Genomic DNA, 18,136 nt, shown 5'->3' on the forward strand with positions numbered 1-18,136 from the left:
AGCGAGTTCGGGCGATCGCTGATCAGCCAGTTTTCGGCAGCAGGACTTCTACGGCTTTGGCGATGCCGTCGGCGTAGTCGCATGCTTCGTCAGTGCTGCCGGTCGCCAGCGTGCCGACCACGATCGCTCGCGAGTGCGGCTTGACCTCCATCCGGACGGCGCATCCTCCGGTGGCGTGCAGGAGGCCGCGTTCGAGGATCGCTTTCCGGCCGTTGATCGATCCGGTCTTCGCTACGGAGGGGTCAGTCAGGTCTTGGTCTATGGTCATGCCGTCTTGGAGCTCGAGGCTGACTCCGTGGCCGTCAGGCCGGTCGGTACCGCAGGCGTGCTCTAGGTCGGCGGATTCGGGCTTCGCCGGGGGGAACCCCTGTCCAGTGAGTGCTTGGTCCAGCGTCTTGCAGGGATTCATCCCTGCCAGCGGAGTGTTCGAGTCTGCAGCTGAACTGCTCGGCGCGGACGCAGACGAGGTCGCCGGAGTGGGTGTGCCGCCGACGGAGGAGCCGTCGCAGGCGGTCAGGGCGCAGGCGAGTGCGGCGAGGCCGACGAAGGTCATGAAGCCACGGATCGGTCCAGTCACCCGGTGAACACTACGGGTAGGTGATCGCCGGAGGCGAGCCTGTGGCCGGATGCGTTCAGCGAACGCCTTCCTCGATCGCATCCAACAGCCACCTTCGCAGGTGCGACCCGTCCGACGGGACGAAGCGCAACCGGAACCCGCCATCGCGAAGTGGGTCCGAGAAAGTCACGTACCGTCCTCCGTCCGTATCCACGAACGTCACCGTGCCGACAGGTCGCAACGCGCCGTGGCGGGGGCGCAGGGACAGTTCCACGGTGCCGTGCCGGTGGAGGGGCCACTGCGAGTACGCGGCCAACGCGTCCCGATCACGTCGGGAAGGTGCGGCCGAGGTGAAGTCGCGGTCGGAGAAGTCCGAGAAGTCCGAAGAAGAGTGCCGCGCGGGGGACTGCGTGAACGAGACCGGCGAAACCGGCAGGGGAGGGTAGGCGGGGAACATGCTCAGCACCGTCTCGGCCAGCCGCTCGGGGCGGACCTGCTGGAAGCGGATGCCGTCGTCGGAGGACGAGGAGAACACGCCCAGGCCGAAGCCCGCGGAGGCGCGGTACAGGACCGTGCCGGACGGCAGTTCGGCGGCGCGGACGATGATCAGGACCTCCGGGCGGGTCCAGGCTTGCAGTGTCGCCAGGACGTCCGGGTCGAGTTTGTCCGCTTCGGCCAGCCCGCGAGTCCGCATGGAGTCCCAGGCGGCGTCGGACAAGCGCTGGTGCTCGTCGAGCGTGTAGCCCGGGCTGCGGATCTCGAAGGGGTGCCACGAGGCCGGCAGGCCGCTGCGGCGCACGGCGACGTCGACCTCATGCCAGCTCAAGGAGAATTCCTCCGGCACAGCCCCAACCCCTCGTGAAAGGATCCCCAACCGCCACTGAGCGTAGCGGACGCCGCACGGCACTAGACTCCCGTTGTCGACGACGACCGCCACGGGAGGCACCCATGCCTGACGCGCCCGCACTGCCCAGTTACGCCTCCGGGACGTCCGATGTCCCCCTGTTGGGCGACACCATCGGGGACAACCTGGACCGCACGGTGGCCGCCTTCCCGGATCGCGACGCGCTGGTGGACCGCGCGGCGAACACCAGGTGGACGTACGCGGAGTTCAAGGCCGACGTCGACACGCTCGCCCACGGCCTGGTCGCCAAGGGCATCCGCAAGGGCGACCGCGTGGGCATCTGGTCGCCGAACCGCGCGGAGTGGACGGTGCTGCAGTACGCGACGGCCAAGATCGGCGCCATCCTCGTCAACATCAACCCCGCGTACCGCTCGCACGAACTCGAGTACGTCCTCAAGCAGGCCGGCGTGCGGATGCTCGTCGCGGCGGACAAGTTCAAGACGTCGGACTACGCGGCGATGATCGAGGAAGTCCGGCCGAAGTGCGCGGACCTCGAGTTCGTGGTGCTGCTCGGCACCGACGCGTGGACCGACCTCATGGCCGCAGGAATTGGCGGCGACCCGGCGGAGCTCGCGAAGCTGCAGGCGAACCTGTCGGCCGACGACCCGATCAACATCCAGTACACGTCCGGCACCACGGGTTTCCCGAAGGGCGCCACGCTTTCCCACCACAACATCCTCAACAACGGCTTCTTCGTCGGCGAGCTGTGCAACTACACCGAGGAAGACCGCGTCTGCATCCCCGTGCCCTTCTACCACTGCTTCGGCATGGTCATGGGCAACCTCGCGTGCACCAGCCACGGCGCGGCCATGGTGATCCCGGCCCCGGCTTTCGACCCGAAGGCGACGCTGGAAGCCGTTGCGGCGGAAGGGTGCACCTCGCTCTACGGCGTGCCGACGATGTTCATCGCCGAGCTCAACCACCCCGAGTTCGAGTCGTTCGACCTGTCGTCGCTGCGCACCGGGATCATGGCGGGTTCGCCGTGCCCGGTCGAGGTGATGAAGCAGGTCATCGACCGCATGGGGATGACCGAGGTGTCCATCTGCTACGGCATGACGGAAACCTCCCCCGTTTCCACGCAGACCCGCGCCGACGACTCGGTGGAGCGCCGGGTGTCCACAGTGGGCCGGGTCGGGCCGCACCTCGAGTCCAAAGTGGTCGATCCCGACACCGGCCTGACGGTGCCGCGCGGCGTGCCCGGTGAGCTCTGCACACGCGGCTACTCCGTGATGCTCGGCTACTGGGACCAGCCCGACAAGACGGCCGAAGCCATCGATGCCGCGCGCTGGATGCACACCGGCGATCTCGCGATCATGGACGACGAGGGCTACCTCAACATCACCGGCCGCATCAAGGACATGGTGATCCGCGGCGGCGAGAACGTGTACCCGCGCGAGATCGAGGAGTTCCTCTACACGCACCCGGACGTGCTCGACGCACAGGTGATCGGCGTCCCCGACGTCAAGTACGGCGAAGAGCTCATGGCCTGGATCCGCATGCGCGAGGGCGCCGAGCCGCTCACGGCCGAAGCGGTGCGCGAGTTCTGCACGGGCAAGCTCGCGCACTACAAGATCCCGCGCTACGTCCACATCGTCGAGGAGTTCCCGATGACCGTCACGGGCAAGGTGCGCAAAGTCGAGATGCGGGAGCAGTCCGTGACGCTGCTCGGCCTCGAAGCCGCCGCTGCCACGCCGCACGCGTAGGGAGGCACCGGGCAACTCGGTCGCGGGTCGCAGACGGCCCAGCTCACCGCGCTGCCGGCGCTCGGTGGCGAGCTGGGCCGAGCCGCGGCGACCAACCAGGCCGTCGTCGCCGGTCGGGTGGGCCGAGGATGCCGTGTGCGCTGGGCCCGACGAGTCCCGAAGGCGGCCGGATCCGTTGCCGGGCCACAGTTTCGCAACGGCAACGGTGGCCGGCTCCCGTGCCGTCGCACCCGCCGGCGGTGGCGTGGGTGCTCCGGCGATGACGCGACGGCCGTCCCCGGACGAACCGGGGACGGCCGCGACATTCTCTTGGCGCGCCGGTGAAATCCCGCAACGGCCGCTCAGGAAGCCGCGGCAGCCGCTTCCGCCAGTGCCTTCTCGTCCTCCTCGCCGAACGTTTCTTCCAGCTGCTCCGGCGAGTAGTCCAGGTCGATCTGCTCCACCGGCGTCCCACGGGCCGACTCGATGGCGCCGAGGCGGCGCTGCGCGCGGTCGGCGGCGTACTGGAGGAGCTCTTCCGGGTCGTTGTCGAACGGGACTTCCTCGAACTGGTCCTGCACCCACTGGATCATGCCGAGCGCGTGGGGCAGCAGTTCACCCATGCGCTGCTGCACGGCGTCCCACAGCGAGTCGTCCGCGGCGACGTGGCGGCGGCAGGTGAAGGTGCCCCACGCCATGTGGCGGCGTTCGTCGTCGCCGATGCGGCGGACGAGCTCCTGCATGCCGGGCAGGATCTGGTTCTGGGTGCAGATCAGCTGCCACGAGTAGTAGCCCGTGAGCGCCAGGCTGCCTTCGATCACGTGGTTGTAGGTCACGCTCGCGCGGATCTGGTTGAGGGGGCTGGGATCGTCCTCCAGCGCGCGTAGCGACTGCGGCAGCTCTTCGTAGAACAGCTTGCGGTAGTGCGGGTTCTCCGCCACGTACTGGTGGAGGTCGTGGTCGAGGCCGACGGCGTCCATCCAGCGCCGGAACACCTCGACGTGCTTGGCCTCCTCGAAGCAGAACTGCGTGAGGTACATCTCGTCGCCGAAGCGGCCGGTCGCCGACATCGCGCGCATGAATGGCTGGATGTCCTCCGTCACGGCCTCTTCGCCGGCGATGAACTGCGCTACGAGGTAGGTGGTGGAGCGCTGCTGTTCCGGGGTGAGGCTCAGCCAGCCGTCGCGCTCCCGGCTGAAGTCGAGGTCGGCCGGGTTCCAGAACTTCTTGTTGCCCTTCACGAACAGGCGCAAGGGGAATGAGTCCCAGTTGAGCCCGCCCTCGCGCAGTGACGAGAACCCGCTGCGCAGTTCGGGGAGCGTGTCGGTCATGGCTGGCCCTTTCGTGTCACTCCGTTGTGGGCGAATCTGTGGATGAATCTGCGGACGGCTCGCGGACGAACTGCTCGATGGCGGGAACCAGGACCGCGACGACGGCGTCGGCGGCCACGGTCGCGGAATGCGTCGGCAGCACCAAGTGGCTCAGCGACAGCCGCACGACGGTTTCCGCCAGCAGAGCGGCGGATTCCTGCGAAAGCCGCGGTTCGAGCTCGCGGTAGTGCTCGGTCGCCAGGTCGGCGGCGGCCGTGAGGATGGGCTCGCCCTTGGTGGTGAGCAGGGGGAGCAGGTCTTCGCCCTCGCCGGTGCCGAGCGCGGCGGCGACGAGGCGGTTCTCGCGGGCGTGGTCGATGGTGTAGACGACGCCGCCGTGGATCGCGGCGGCCAGCCCGTCGGCGTTTTCGAAGCGGCAGCGCAGCGCGTCGAGGAACGCCGACGCCGTGCGCAGCGCCACGGCCTGTACGAGCGCCGCTTTGCTGCCGAATTCGTTGTAGACCGTCTGGCGGCTCACGCCGGCGCGCGCCGCGACGTCGGCCATGCGCAGCCCCGCGTGGCCGCGGTCCGGGAGCAGGTCCGCAGCCGCGTCGAGGAGGGCCTCGCGCAGCGAAGCCTTGGTGCGCTCGGTGAAGCTCGTCACACCGCCAGCTTGACACATCTCAAAAATGTGTCAAGAACGTTTACCGAACTCGATCGGATGTACAGCATCGCGGTTCTGTCGGTGCCGCCCGCTACCGTGGCGGCCGTGGGCATCACGGTGGGCTTCGACCTGGACATGACGCTGATCGACCCGCGGCCCGGCATGGTCGCGGTGATGAACGCACTCGGTGCGGAGGCGGGCCTGCCGCTGGACGGCGAGCACTTCGCCGCCAACCTCGGCCCGCCGCTGGAGGACAGCCTGCGCGGCTTCGAGGCACCGGAGGAGCGCATCCCCGAGCTTGTCGGCCGGTTCCGCGAGCTGTACCCGGAGGTGGTCGTGCCGAGCACGATCGCGCTGCCGGGCGCGGCGGAGGCACTGAAGGCCGTGCGCGCGGCCGGCGGGCGCACGCTCGTCGTCACGGGCAAGTTCGGGCCGAACGCGCGGCGGCACGTCGAGGCGCTCGGGCTGGAGGTCGACGAGCTCGTCGGTGAGCTGTGGTCCACGCAGAAAGCGGTGGCGCTGAAGGAGCACGACGCCCGTGCGTATGTCGGAGATCACCTCGGCGACGTGCGGGGCGCCCGGGCGGCGGGCGCGCTCGCGGCGGCGGTCACCACGGGGCCGTGCACGCGGGAGGAACTCGTCGCCGAAGGAGCGGACGTGGTGTTCGCCTCGCTGGTGGAGTTCCCGGACTGGTTCGCGCGGACGTTCGGCTGAGGCTCAGCCGTGCTTGCCCGCGCGCGCCTCGCGGACCAGCGCGATCAGGCCCAGCAGCAGCCCCAGCGGCGTCACCACACCGGCGACGGCGCTGAGCCACACGGGCAGGTTCTCCAGGCCGGCGGCGAACATCACGAAGACCGCCAGCACGGCCACCATGCCGATGCCGAACAGGCCGATGCCGATCCGCATCAGGATCGGTTTGCCGGTCCGGGTCCGGCCGGTCTGCTTCGCGGTTTTTTCCATGGCGCTGAGGGTATCGGCCGTATCCGCTTCTCCCCAGGGCATGTGGCGAGATACGCTAAGCAGACGCGCGCCCTGGGTACGCCCGGGGCGCGTTCGTCGTGAGCAGCACAGCAGAAGGACTGGTGAGGGAAGTGCCGACCGGCAAGGTCAAGTGGTACGACGCGGAGAAGGGGTTCGGGTTCGTCACGCAGGACGGCGGAGCCGACGTCTACATCCGCAAGGCCGCGCTGCCGCAGGGCGTCGAAGGCCTGAAGGCCGGGCAGCGGCTGGAGTTCGGCGTCGCCGACGGCCGTCGCGGGCCGCAGGCGCTTTCCGTCCGGTTGCTCGACCCGATGCCGTCGGTCGCCGAAGCGCGCCGGCGCCCGGCCGAGGAACTGCACGGCCTCATCGAGGACATGATCAAGCTCCTCGAACTCAAGGTCCAACCCGACCTGCGGCGCAACCGGTACCCGGATCGCAAGCACACCAAGCAGATCGCGGAGATCATGCGCGCGGTCGCCCGGGACCTCGACCCGTAAACCGAAGGCGGGAACAACTGACGATTCCGGCGGGGCGAACCGAAAATCGATCGCGCCGCCGGGATCCGCGCCCGCTGCGACCGCCGGAATCAGGCGGGCTGCACCTGGAGCGACCACAACGCCGAGGTGATCGGCTCCGCGTCGTTCGGGTCGCCGGTGCGGCTGATGACCGTGGCCTGGGCGATCTCGACCACCACGATCTGGTCGTCCTTGGACGGCGGCGTCGCGGTGTAGGCGTACTGGTCGCCGCTGGTGATGATGTCCTCCTTCAACGGCTGGGGCTGGCCCTTGCCGTCGATGGACTGCACGGTGACCTTCCACGGGCCTTCGGCGATCTCCTTCGGCACGGAGACCTGCACCGACCGGCCCGGGCGCACCTTCAGCGTGCCCGCGGCGCCCGGATTGGCGGAGCAGACGCCGGTGCTCAGATCGCAGTTGCCGATGGGGCCGACGCGGATCGTGTGCCCGTCGCCGTAGAACGTCACCTCGGCCGGGCCCGGCGCGGAACAGCCGGCCACAGCGAGACTACCGGCCGCGAGCACGGCCACCAAACGGGAACGTCGCATGGCCGAAGATTACCGACGCTCGCGCGGCACACCCTGCGCGGGGAAGCTGCCGGTCGGTTCGGGCCGCAGTGGGCGGTTTCCACCGAGCCCCGGCACGAGCGAACCGCCCCGGCGCACGAGGTAGGTCTGCGCGAGGCCCACGCCGAGCAGCAGCGTCACCACGAGGAAGCCGAGCCAGTACGTCGGCGGCAGCAGCAGGCCGACGGCGCCGCCGAAGCACCAAGCCAGCTGCAGCACGGTTTCCGACCGTCCGAACGCCGACGCGCGCGACTGCTCCGGCAGGTCCTCCTGGATCACGGCGTCGAGGCTGATCTTCGCCAGCGCGCTCGCCGTCGCGCCGATGAGGCCGACGATCGCGGCCGTCGCGAGTCCCGGTAGGAGGGTGGCGATCAGCGTCGTGCCGGCGCACGCGGCGATGCACCCGAGGATCACCTGGTCCGGCGAGCCGAACTGCAGGCGCGAGCCCAGCGCGTTGCCGACGAACCCGCCCGCCCCGGCCGCGGCGCCGATGATGCCGAGCAGCAGCAGCTGCATGAACGGGCTGTGGCCCTGGCCCTCGGTCTGCGCTTTCACCGCGAACGCGGCGAACATCATGAGGAAACCGGTGAGCACGCGCACGGAACCGTTGCCCCACAAGGCGACCACGATGTGGCGGCCCATCGGCTGGCGCTGCTTCTTCTGCTTGGGCTCCGGCCGCGCGGACAGCGATGTCGGCACCTCGCCCTCGGTCACCTCGACCCACGACGGGATCCGCATCGACTGCACGGCCGCGGCCACGCAGATCAGCGCCGTGAACCACAGCGCGCCCGCAGAGCCGCTGAACGAGCTGACGCCGCTGGCCAGCGCGCCGAACACACCGCCGGCGATGAGGCCGAAGATCGTGAGCCGCGCGTTGGTCTTCGACAGCGTGATCTCCGGCGGCACCACGCGCGGCGTGATGGCTGCCTTGAGCACGGTGAACGACTTCGACAGCACCATCATCCCGAGCGCGGCCGGGTACAGCAGCCAGTCGTCGAAGTGCAGCGCCATCACCACGGCCATCAGGCCCTGGCCGAGCGAGGCCGCGCACATCGCGAGGCGCCGGCCGCGCTGGATGCGGTCGAGCGCCGGCCCGATCACGGGCGCGACGAGCGCGAACGGTGCGATGGTGATCAGCAGGTACAACGCGACTTTGCCCTTGCTCTCGCCGCTGGTGGCGGCGAAGAAGAGCGTGTTGGCGAGCGCGATGGCCATGGCGGCGTCGCTCGCGTAGTTGAGCATCACCGCGTACATCAGCGACGTGAGGCCCGACTTGTCCGCGCCGTCGGCCTTCGTGGCGCGCTGGAACATGCCGATGGCCTGCCCGCTCAGCTGCCGGCTGCGCAGCGCCGCGACGCGCGTGACGGTGAGCTTCTTCGGCAGCTTCGGGATCGAGCCCGCGCCGGGCGCCGCGGTGGTGTGCAGCTCCTCGTCGCGATCGGGGCCCACCCGCGGCTCGCCCGCGTACCCACCGGTGTCGTAGTGCTCGTACTCATCGCTGCCGGGCCGGTTGTCCGGCCGCGGCCGCACGGGCTCCGTGCGCTGGTCCTGCGGTGGGTACGGGCGGGCCCCGCGGTTCGGCGGCGGCCGGTGACCTCGCGGGACGGCGCCGGTGGGGGCTTCGTCGGCGGTGGGCGGCTGGTCGTAGAAGGGGCTGCGGCCGCGGCCGGCCGGGGGCGCGTGCTGGGGCCGGGCGCGCGGCTGGTCGGCCGCGACGTGTTCGGGCGGGACGCGGCGCGTCTGCTGGTCGGCGTACTCGGGCGGCGCGGGCCGCTGCTGCTGGTCGACGCGCGTCGGCGGGGGCGGCGGCGCGTCGCGCCAGGAGCGGGCCTGGGCGGCGCCGGGCTCCGGCGTCCACTTGCGCTTGGACTTCCGGCCGCGCCCCTTGCCCGACCGCGCGGAGAAGGTGCGGTCGGGTTCGGAGCGCGAACCGAAGAGTGCCACGTGTCAATCCTGCCTCATCGGGGCGCCGTTCCGCCCGCTCACGTGCCGTTCTGTGCGTGCCCGGTCTTCGCGGGGACGAACTTCACCCGGAACATCGAGGGCCAGAGCTTGCCCGTGACGAGGAATTCGTCGGTGCCCGGGATCGCGGCTATGCCGTTGAGCACGTCCTCGCCGGGGTCGACGGGCGTACGCAGTCCGGACGCGTCGATGCGACCGGTGATCTGTCCGCTTCGAGCGTCGATGCGCAGGATCGTCCCGGTCTTCCACACGTTCGCGTACACCGTGTCACCAACGCACTCCAGCTCGTTGAGCTGGTCCACGCCGACGTCGACACTGCCGGTGACCGCAAACGTCTGCGGGTCACGGAACGTGAGCTTCGAGCTGCCGTTGCTCATCACCAGCCGTCCGCTGGCCTGGTGGCACAGGCCCCAGCCCTCGCCGCCGAACGGGACGCGGCGCAGCTCGGCGAGCGTCTTCGCGTCGCGTTCGATGGCGAAGCCGTCCTGCCAGGTCAGCTGCCACAACTTGGGCCCGAGGATCGTGATGCCCTCCGCGAACAGCGGCGACGGCAGCGCGACGCGGGTGGCCGGCGCCCGCCCGGCCGGCCCCGCGGTGAGCGCCGACTCGCCGGACAGGCCGCGGCTTTCGTACAGCGTGGTGCCGGAGAACTCGAGCCCCTCGGTGAACGCCGACGTGTCGTGGGGCAGCGTCTGGAGCACCTGGACGGTCAGCGCTTCGGGCGCCGGCGGTGCCGCCGGGGTGCCGGCGCAGCCGCCGAGCAGGGCGACGGCGAGCAGCGGCCAGACGATCAGTGCCTTGGAGGTACGCACGGGGAACAGCCTGGCACGGCCGTCGCGGATGCGTGCGGCACAATTGGGCCCATGACGTTGCTGTTGACCCTCGACGACGGCTCTATCCAGCGGAAGCTCGCCGACGCAGTGGACGTCGCGCGCGATGCCCTGCTGGCGGATGCGCCGGCCGAGCAGGTCGGCGAGCACGTCGGCGTGAACCGCGAGGACGCCGTCTCGGCGACCCACCTGTTCGAAGCGTCGGTGCCCGGCTACCGCGGCTGGCGCTGGGCGGTGACCGTGGCCGTCGCCGGCCTCGACGAGCAGGTGACGGTGAGCGAGCTGGAACTCCTGCCCGGCCCGGACTCCCTCGTCGCGCCGGCCTGGGTCCCCTGGGAGCAGCGCGTGCGCGCCGGCGACCTCGGCGTCGGCGACATCTTCCCCGCGGACAAGGACGACCCGCGCCTCGCGCCCGCGTACCTGCAGTCCGACGACCCGGCCGTCGAGGAGGTCGCGCACGAGGTCGGCCTGGGCCGCGTGCACGTCCTGTCCCGCTACGGCCGTCAGGACGCCGCCGCCCGCTGGCACGGCGGCGAATTCGGGCCGCGGTCGGACATGGCCCGCAGCGCCCCCGCGACCTGCGGCACGTGCGGTTTCTTCGTCACGCTCGCCGGTTCACTGCGCGGCTCCTTCGGAGTCTGCACCAACGACATCTCCCCGGCCGACGGCCACGCCGTGGACGTGGAGTACGGCTGCGGCGCGCACTCCGAGGTCGAGGTCGAGGTGACCTCCTCGGTGCCCGTCGCGGAACTCGTCTACGACGACTCGCTGATCGACTTCTCCCCGGCGCCGGACGCGGAGCCGGTTGCCGATGAGCCTGCGGAGCTTGCCGAGTCCGACGCCGGCGTGGTCTCGGAGGCTGCTTCGGCCGCCGCGGTCGAGACGGTCGCGGCTGGTTCGGTCGAGCCGGAAGCCGCGGCTGAGGTGGCTGTCGAGGAGGCGGCTGCTGGTGGTGCCGCTGATGTCGCCCAGCCCGCTGCGGCCGCGGGCGAGGCGATCGCCGAGCCGGTTTCGGCTGCGGGAGAGGGCGCTGTCGAGGCGGCTGGGGTTGCGGAAGTAGCCAACGCTGAGCCGGCTGCCGCCGAGGTTCCAGCCTCGAACGAGGCCACTGGACCGGAATCGGTGGTTGCCGCCGAGCCGGTCGCCGGAGTCCCGGACACCGAGGCAGCGGCTGCCGCTCCTGAAGCGACTGTCGCCCCCGCCGAACCACAGGCCGCGACGGATGCGATTCCCACCACCGCGACTGCAGCTCAGACGGCTGACACTGCCGAGGAAGCCACCGCTCCGCAGGCCGCCCCCGACGCCGCCACACCCGAATCGACTGCCACCGCCGAGCCGGTGACCGACGCGGCTACGCCTGAAGCTAGTGCGACCGCCGAGCCCGTGACCGACACTTCTGCGGACGCTGCCGCTGACCCGGATGCGGTTCCCGACGCCGGTCCTGCGACCGTGGCTTCGGCCGACCAGACTGTGTCCGACTCCCCGGCCGAATCGGCCGATACGGTCGCGCCGGAGCCGACGAGTGCCGACGCGCCGGTCGCCGAGGCGCCGGTTGCCGAGGCACCGGCCCAGACCATCGGGGCGGCGACGGATGTGTCTGACGATGCCCCCGCCGACCCGTCCGCGGCCGAAGCCTCGGCGGATCCGGCGGTGGCGACCGATGCCGCTGCATCGGAAGACGCCGCGACTGCCGAACTGGCGACCGATGCTTCTGCTGAAGCCGCCGGTGCGTCGGCCGCGGCCGACGCACCAGCCGAGCCGAGGGTTGCCACCGAGGCGGCCACTGTCGCCGGGCCGGAAGCGGCTGCCACTGCCGGTTCGGCGGCGGATCTCGCGGCTCCGACCGTCGAGTCAGCGGCCGATGCAACCGATGTTTCCGGCGAAGCTGCCGCCGAGCCGGATGCGGGCGACGCGCCAGCCGGGTCGCAGGTTGCTACCGACGTGACTGGTGCGGCCACGCCGGAGGTGGCTGCCACTGTCGAGTCGGTGGACGACGCTGCGGCAGCGGAGTCGGTGAGTGATGCTTCTGACGAAGCCGCCGCCGAACCGGTTGTGGCCGATGTGGCCGGGTCGACGGTTGCCGCTGAGGTGGTTGATGCGAGCGCGCCGGAGGTGGCCGACGCTGCCGAGCCGGTGGGTGACGCTGAGACTGAGGCTTCCGGATCGGCGGCCGAGGTGTCTGGCGAGTCCGCCTCCGAACAGGCTGTGGCTGATGCTCCGGTCGAAGACACTGGGGTGACCGCGCCGGAGGAGACTGCCGCTGGTGCCAGGCCGGTTGGTGAGGCTGCTGCCTCGGGTACCGAGGCTGTGGCTCGTGGCACTGAGTCCGCGACGGGTGGCGGAGCTCCCGCTGAACCGGCCGTGGCTGCCGAGGCGACCGGTGCCGCCGCGCCGGAAGTGGCTGCGACTGCCGGGCCGGCGGGTGACTTCGCGGCGCCGGCCGCCGAGTTGGTGAGCGAGGTTTCCGGCGCAGATACGGCAGACGTTGCTGCGGAGGAAGCTGCGGCCAGCGCGACCGGTGTGGACACGCCGAGTGTCGCAGCCGGGCCTGGGCCGGATGCCGAGCCTGCGGCTGGAGCTGTGGTCGCGGGTGAAGGTGCCGGGATGGTTGGCGAGGCCGAAGAGGCCACGGGCGAGACGGTCGGTGAGGTCGCGGCTGAAGCCGGCTCCGAAGCCAAGGCCGAGCCGGAAGCCGACACCAACACCAAGGTCGACCCGGAAGCCAAGGCCGACACCAAGACCGAAGCCGGCATCGACACGCACGCCGACTCCGAAGCCAAGCCCGCAGCCGGCGATGGCACCGACACCGGCAACGGCACCGACGCGGAAAGTGGTGACAGCCTCCGGTGACCACTGTGGTGGGGGCGGATCCGTTCGGGACCGAGCGGTTGCGGGCGGCGGTCCTGCGGGCGTGGCAGGACTCCCCGACGAGGTTCACCGAAGACACGAACGCGGAACGCGACCTGAGGGTCGGCGCGTACCGCGACCGGCTGTTCGTCGAGCTGGCGCAGAACGCGGCGGACGCGGCGCAGGCGGGCGGGAAGCCCGGGCGGGTGCGTGTGTCCGTTGTGGATGGCGAGCTGCGGTTCGCCAACACGGGCGCGCCGCTGGACGGGCGGGGCGTCGAGTCGCTCGCGTCGTTGCGGGCGTCGGGCAAGGAGCGCGGCTCGGTGGGGCGCTTCGGGGTCGGCTTCGCGGCCGTGGTGACCGTTTCGGACGAGCCTCGGGTGGTGTCGTCGACGGGGAGCGTGGCGTTTTCGGCCGGGCGGACGCGGGAGGCCTCCGGACGGGACGGCGACGTGCCGGTGCTGCGGCTGCCGTGGCCGACTGACGAGGTGCCGCCGGAGGGGTTCGACACCGAGGTGCGGTTGCCGCTTCGCGACGCGGCTGCGGGAGAGACCCTCCTCGCCGCCCTCGACCGGGAAATCCCCGATCTCCTGCTCGCCCTGCCGTGGCTGGGCGAGATCGAAGTGGACGGTCGCACCTGGACCCGGACCGGGGACGAAGCCGTCGAGATCAGCGGGCCCGAAACCACGCAACGGTGGCTGACGCACGACGGCTGGGCCGTTCCGCTGGCCGAGGACGGCACGCCGCTGCCACTCACCGAAGACGTCCTGCACGCGCCCACCCCCACCGACGAAGCGCTGAGCCTGCCGGCGCGCCTGATCGCGCCCGTGCCGTTGGAGCCGTCGCGGCGGCGGGTGCTGCCGGGTGCCGCGCTGACCCAAGCGCTGGACACCGCCGCCGGGAGTTACGTCGGGCTTGTCAGGGAACTCCCGGCCGAGCACCGGTTCGCGCTCGTGCCCAGCGTCGGTTTTCCAAGGTCCACACTGGACGAACAGTTGCGCGAGCACGTTTTCGCCGAGCTGGCGACCCGGCCGTGGCTGTCCACTCAGGACGGTGGGGAAGTCGCCGGACGTGAGGCGAAGGTCCTCGACGTCGACGTCCCGGGGCTGGCGCCGTTGCTCGAGGACCTCGTGCCCGGTCTGGTGCCCGCCCCGAAGGACGCGGCGCGCACGCTCAAGCCGGTTTCCGCGCAGCCGCTCACCGTCCAGGACGTGCTCGGCGTCCTCACCGGCGTCGACCGCGAACCGGCGTGGTGGCACCGGCTCTACGCGGCGCTCGCCATCGGGGTCGACACGCACGAAGTCCAGCCGGCGCAGCTCGACGGCCTGCCCGTGCCGCTGTCCGACGGCCGCACGCTGCCGGGTGCCCGTGGTGCGCTGCTCGTCGACGGTTCCCGCGAGTTGCTCGAGCTGCTGTCCGATGTAGACGTTCCGGGACTCAGGCTTGTCCACCCCGCCGCCGCGCACCCCTTGCTGGAACGCCTGGGCGCCAAACACGCCGGCGCTCGCCAGCTGCTCGAAGCCGAACAGGTGCAGTTCGCCGTCGAGCGCAGTGTGGAGGACGTCCGATCCGGGCTGGACGGGATGAACCTCGCGGGCGCCGTCCTGCGGCTCATCGCCGAGTGCGGCGACGACGCGCCGGAGTGGGCGCGCGCGCTCGCCCTGCCTTCGGAGGACGGCTGGCGGCGCGCCGACGAGCTCGTGCTGCCGAATTCGCCGTTGCTGGAAGTCTTCGACCCCGAAGTGTTCGAAGAGGACGGTGCGCTGTCCGTTCTGGACGACGAGTTCGCCGAGGACTGGGCGCCGGCGACGCTCGAAGCGGTGGGCGTGCTCGACTCGTTCGCCGTCGTGCGCGACGAGGAGCCCCACGAGCCCGGCCACGGCCTGCCGGACGAAGAAGCGTGGTGGGACTCGTTCGAACGCGAGCCCGCGACCGTCCTCGCGATCCGCGACCTCGACCTCGTCGCCGACGACGCGTGGCCCGACGCGCTGCGGCTCATCGCGGCGCGGCCCGAGACGTGGCAGGCGCTGCACGTCCCCGACGGCCACGCCCGCTGGTGGCTCTCCCGCTACGCCCTCCTCGCCGGCGAAGCCCCCGGTTCGTGGCGCCTGCGGAAGGCGGCCGACCTCGCCGGCCTCTACGAAGAGGTCCCCGACCTCGGCCTCACCGACGAGCTCCTCGAAGCCGCCGGCGTCCGGACCACGCTCGACCTCGCCACGGCCGAAGACGTCACCGACCTCCTCGACCGCCTCGGTGACCCCGAGCGCACGCCCAGCCCCGGCCTCGCCGCCCGCGCTCACCGCGCGCTGGTCCACTCACCCGTGGAGGTGGACGAGCTCGACGCCCCCACCCGCGTGCGCGCGGCCGACGCGTCCGTCGCCGACGCCGACACCGCCGTGGTCCTCGACGTCCCGTGGCCCGCGTCCGCGCTGCCCGCGGCGCGGCTCGTCGCGGCGCCCGAGGAGCCCGAACGCCTCGCGGAACTCCTGGACCTCCCGCTCGCGAGCAGCCTCGCCGGCGAGGTCACCAGCACCGGCGAGTACGTCGCCTGGGCCGATCTGGCCGCGCTGCGGCTCGTCGCCGACCAGCTCGGCCTCGAGCTCCCGGACGGTGGCCCGCTCCTGCACGACGTGCTCACGGTCACCGTCGACGGAGCCACCTCGGAGGTCCCGTGGTGGGCCGACCAGGAAAACCGGTTGCACGCAGCGGACACGTCCGAAGGGCTGGCCCGTGCGTTCGCCTGGGCGAGCGGCCGGTGGGCCGAGCGCTACCGGATCACGGCGCTCCTCGACGACCCCGCGCCGCACACGCTGCTGAACTAGCGGCCCGAAATCAGCGACCTGAACTAGAAGCGCTGCGCCGACTTCGAGCCCCGCCGGGCGGCGGCGCGCTGCCAGAACATGATCCCGAACCCGATGAACCCCAGCACGATCCCCGCGAACGCCGTCCACACCCACACGCCGCTGGTCAGCACGAAGAGCACCACCAGTGCGACGGCCCACAGCGAGGTACCTACGATCACCACCGGGGTCAGGTCGGTCAGGCGCTTGGGCAGGTCCGGCGTGTGCCGCAACGTGCCCGTTACCTCCGTGGGATTGATCGGTTCGTCCACGTGGTGAAGGGTACCCCCGAGCAGCGACCACGGAGGGCCAGGCGGATGACGGATCAGCGTGAACGGCGACAGACGGTGTCCACTCTGGACCGTTTCTTCAAGATAACCGAACGCGGTTCGACGACCGGACGCGAGGTGCGGGGCGGCATCGTCACGTTCGTGACGATGGCCTACATCGTCGTGCTCAACCCGCTCATCATCGGCAGCTTCGCGGCCGACACCCCGTCGGCGCACAAGGACGTGCTCGGCCACATCCTGCCCGTGCCCGCAGTGGCCGCGGTGACGGCGCTGGTCGCCGGCGTGCTGACGATCCTGATGGGGCTCGTCGCGAACTACCCGTTCGCCATCGCGACGGGGCTCGGGCTCAACAGCCTGCTGGCCGTCACGCTCGCGCCGCAGATGACGTGGCCCGAGGCGATGGGCCTGGTCGTGATCGAGGGCCTCATCATCGTGCTGCTGGTGCTCACCGGGTTCCGCACGGCCGTGTTCCGCGCGGTCCCGCCGGCGTTGAAGTCGGCGATCGCCGTGGGCATCGGGTTGTTCATCTGCTTCATCGGCCTGGTCGACGCCGGGTTCGTGCGCCGCCTGCCCGACGACGCGCACACCACGGTGCCGGTCGGCCTCGGCATCAACGGCTCGGTCGCCTCCTGGCCGACGGCCGTGTTCGTGGCGGGCCTGCTGCTCACCGGTGTCCTCGTCGCGAAGAAGGTCAAGGGCGCGATCCTCATCGGCGTGCTCGGCTCAACCGTGCTGGCGATCCTCGTCGAGACGCTCGTGAAGGCCGGCCCGTCGAACGGCACGAATCCCAAGGGCTGGAACCTCGGCTACCCGGCACTGCCGGACAACGTCGTCGGCGTGCCGGACCTGTCGCTGGTCGGCGACGTGTCGTTCGGCGCCTGGACGCGCTTGCCGATCATCACCGTCGTCCTGCTCGTGTTCACGCTCGTGCTTGCCGATTTCTTCGACGCCATGGGCACCATGACCGGCCTCGGCAAGGAAGCCGGCCTGATCCGCAAGGACGGCCAGCTGCCCAACGTCGGCCGCGCACTGTTCGTCGAGGGCCTCGCGGGCGCCGCCGGCGGCTTCGGCTCGGCCAGCTCGAACACGGTGTTCGTCGAATCGGCGTCCGGCATCGCCGAGGGCGCGCGCACCGGCCTGGCCAACATCGTCACGGGCGTGCTGTTCCTCGCCGCGATGTTCCTGACCCCGCTCTACCAGGTCGTGCCCGTGGAGGCCGCCGCGCCGGCGCTGGTCGTCGTCGGAGCGCTGATGATGGGCCAGGTCCGGGAGATCGACTTCACGGACTTCTCGATCGCCCTGCCGGCCTTCCTGACGATCGTCGTCATGCCCTTCACTTACTCCATCGCCAACGGCATCGGCGCGGGCTTCGTGAGCTACGTCGTCATCCGCGCGGTGACCGGCCGGGCGCGGCAGGTGCACCCGTTGATGTGGGTAATCGCGGTAGCGTTCGTGGCGTACTTCGCGGTCGGCCCGATCCAGGCGGCCCTGAGCTGAGCTCCACCGCCTGACCCCACCGCCTAACCCCCAAGCGCCTGACTCCTGCACCACGCCTGGCCTCACACCGAAGCTGAGCGTGACCCCGTCCGTGCGCTGAGCGTGACAAAAGAGGGTGTCCGGGTTCACCCGCCGGCGAATTTTTCGTAAGGTATGCTAACTATATGTCCGGCGACACGCATGAGCGCTCCCTCGCGAGCCGCTTGCGTCTCGCGGTGGTCCGGCTCAACCGCCGGCTCCGGGCGCAGCGCGTGGCTGATGACGTCACTTTGACGCAGACCGCGGCGCTGTCCACGTTGTTCAAGTGCGGTCCGCTGACCCCGGGTCAGCTGGCCGCGAAGGAAGGCGTCCAGCCGCCCTCGATGACGAGGGTCATCGCCGCGCTCGAGGAGATGGGGTTCGTCGAGCGACGTCCGCACCCGACCGATGGCAGGCAGGCCATCGTCGAGCTGTCCGACGACGGGTTGGCCTACGTGAAGAAGGCCATCTCGGTCCGGGAGGCGTGGCTGGACCGGCAATTGGCGGAACTCGGCGAGGAAGAGCTGGATGTGCTCTCCCGCGCCGCTGAGATCATCGACAGGATGGCGGGGAACTAACACCGGTGGCGACCACGGGTAGCGACACAGACCGTAAGACCGAAACCACTGCTACCCGGGAAACGGCACCTCAGCCGTCGGGCCCGCCCCCGTCCG

General features: G+C 70.8%; 16 protein-coding genes. 7 read left to right on the forward strand and 9 right to left on the reverse strand.

The window, feature by feature from the left end; all coding sequences use genetic code 11:
• Positions 1-22: 22 nt before the first annotated feature.
• Positions 23-577: a DUF3558 family protein gene (locus tag I6J71_RS01510; RefSeq protein ID WP_204093072.1), complete on the reverse strand. Its 555-nt coding sequence runs from the start codon at positions 575-577 to the stop codon at positions 23-25.
• Positions 578-632: 55 nt separating this feature from the next.
• Positions 633-1,382: an ESX secretion-associated protein EspG gene (locus tag I6J71_RS01515; protein ID WP_239154360.1), complete on the reverse strand. Its 750-nt coding sequence runs from the start codon at positions 1,380-1,382 to the stop codon at positions 633-635.
• A 122-nt stretch (positions 1,383-1,504) separates the two neighbouring features.
• Here I6J71_RS01515 and I6J71_RS01520 point away from each other — a divergent pair, with 122 nt between their 5' ends.
• Positions 1,505-3,163 (forward strand): AMP-binding protein, encoded by a 1,659-nt coding sequence (locus tag I6J71_RS01520; protein WP_204093074.1) that lies wholly within the window; start codon positions 1,505-1,507, stop codon positions 3,161-3,163.
• Positions 3,164-3,504: 341 nt separating this feature from the next.
• Here the strand turns inward: I6J71_RS01520 and I6J71_RS01525 are convergent, their stop codons facing one another.
• Together I6J71_RS01525 and I6J71_RS01530 are read right to left on the reverse strand one after the other, a co-directional pair.
• On the reverse strand, positions 3,505-4,473 hold the full coding sequence (locus I6J71_RS01525) for a R2-like ligand-binding oxidase (protein WP_204093075.1): 969 nt from the start codon (positions 4,471-4,473) through the stop codon (positions 3,505-3,507).
• Positions 4,474-4,489: 16 nt separating this feature from the next.
• Positions 4,490-5,116, reverse strand: a complete 627-nt coding sequence (locus tag I6J71_RS01530) for a TetR family transcriptional regulator (protein WP_204093076.1) — start codon at positions 5,114-5,116, stop codon at positions 4,490-4,492.
• 105 nt (positions 5,117-5,221) lie between these two features.
• Here I6J71_RS01530 and I6J71_RS01535 point away from each other — a divergent pair, with 105 nt between their 5' ends.
• Complete coding sequence (locus I6J71_RS01535; RefSeq protein WP_204093077.1) at positions 5,222-5,830, forward strand: HAD family hydrolase; 609 nt, start codon at positions 5,222-5,224, stop codon at positions 5,828-5,830.
• Positions 5,831-5,833: 3 nt separating this feature from the next.
• On the opposite strand, the gene I6J71_RS01540 is transcribed toward I6J71_RS01535, so the two are convergent.
• Positions 5,834-6,076: a hypothetical protein gene (locus tag I6J71_RS01540; RefSeq protein WP_204093078.1), complete on the reverse strand. Its 243-nt coding sequence runs from the start codon at positions 6,074-6,076 to the stop codon at positions 5,834-5,836.
• Positions 6,077-6,207: 131 nt separating this feature from the next.
• Between I6J71_RS01540 and I6J71_RS01545 the strand changes: the two genes are divergently transcribed.
• Positions 6,208-6,594, forward strand: coding sequence for a cold-shock protein (locus tag I6J71_RS01545; protein WP_204096808.1), 387 nt, complete (start codon positions 6,208-6,210; stop codon positions 6,592-6,594).
• 89 nt (positions 6,595-6,683) lie between these two features.
• Here I6J71_RS01545 and I6J71_RS01550 read toward each other — a convergent pair whose 3' ends face one another.
• Genes I6J71_RS01550 through I6J71_RS01560 form a run of 3 tightly spaced genes read right to left on the reverse strand, consistent with a single transcriptional unit; the run spans position 6,684 to position 9,952 of the window.
• Positions 6,684-7,160 carry a DUF2771 family protein gene (locus I6J71_RS01550; protein ID WP_204093079.1) on the reverse strand — a complete coding sequence of 159 codons (477 nt, stop codon included), beginning with the start codon at positions 7,158-7,160 and terminating at the stop codon, positions 6,684-6,686.
• 9 nt (positions 7,161-7,169) lie between these two features.
• Positions 7,170-9,122 (reverse strand): MFS transporter, encoded by a 1,953-nt coding sequence (locus I6J71_RS01555; protein WP_204093080.1) that lies wholly within the window; start codon positions 9,120-9,122, stop codon positions 7,170-7,172.
• Between the two features lie 38 nt (positions 9,123-9,160).
• The gene (locus I6J71_RS01560) at positions 9,161-9,952 is read right to left on the reverse strand and encodes a glutaminyl-peptide cyclotransferase (protein ID WP_239154361.1); all 792 of its coding nucleotides are present in this window, start codon (positions 9,950-9,952) and stop codon (positions 9,161-9,163) included.
• A gap of 63 nt (positions 9,953-10,015) precedes the next feature.
• On the opposite strand from I6J71_RS01560, the gene I6J71_RS50115 reads away from it, so the two are divergent.
• Both I6J71_RS50115 and I6J71_RS01570 read left to right on the forward strand, forming a co-directional pair.
• On the forward strand, positions 10,016-12,820 hold the full coding sequence (locus I6J71_RS50115; protein WP_304503263.1) for a DUF3027 domain-containing protein: 2,805 nt from the start codon (positions 10,016-10,018) through the stop codon (positions 12,818-12,820).
• Between the two features lie 8 nt (positions 12,821-12,828).
• Positions 12,829-15,639, forward strand: a complete 2,811-nt coding sequence (locus I6J71_RS01570) for a sacsin N-terminal ATP-binding-like domain-containing protein (protein ID WP_204096810.1) — start codon at positions 12,829-12,831, stop codon at positions 15,637-15,639.
• 23 nt (positions 15,640-15,662) lie between these two features.
• Here the strand turns inward: I6J71_RS01570 and I6J71_RS01575 are convergent, their stop codons facing one another.
• Positions 15,663-15,890, reverse strand: a complete 228-nt coding sequence (locus tag I6J71_RS01575) for a DUF2530 domain-containing protein (RefSeq protein WP_204096811.1) — start codon at positions 15,888-15,890, stop codon at positions 15,663-15,665.
• Positions 15,891-15,974: 84 nt separating this feature from the next.
• On the opposite strand from I6J71_RS01575, the gene I6J71_RS01580 reads away from it, so the two are divergent.
• On the forward strand, positions 15,975-17,444 hold the full coding sequence (locus tag I6J71_RS01580; protein ID WP_204093081.1) for an NCS2 family permease: 1,470 nt from the start codon (positions 15,975-15,977) through the stop codon (positions 17,442-17,444).
• Between the two features lie 164 nt (positions 17,445-17,608).
• Positions 17,609-18,040 carry a MarR family winged helix-turn-helix transcriptional regulator gene (locus I6J71_RS01585; RefSeq protein ID WP_204093082.1) on the forward strand — a complete coding sequence of 144 codons (432 nt, stop codon included), beginning with the start codon at positions 17,609-17,611 and terminating at the stop codon, positions 18,038-18,040.
• Positions 18,041-18,136: the final 96 nt, after the last annotated feature.

The sequence above is a fragment of the Amycolatopsis sp. FDAARGOS 1241 genome, assembly GCF_016889705.1.
Classification (GTDB): Bacteria; Actinomycetota; Actinomycetes; order Mycobacteriales; family Pseudonocardiaceae; genus Amycolatopsis.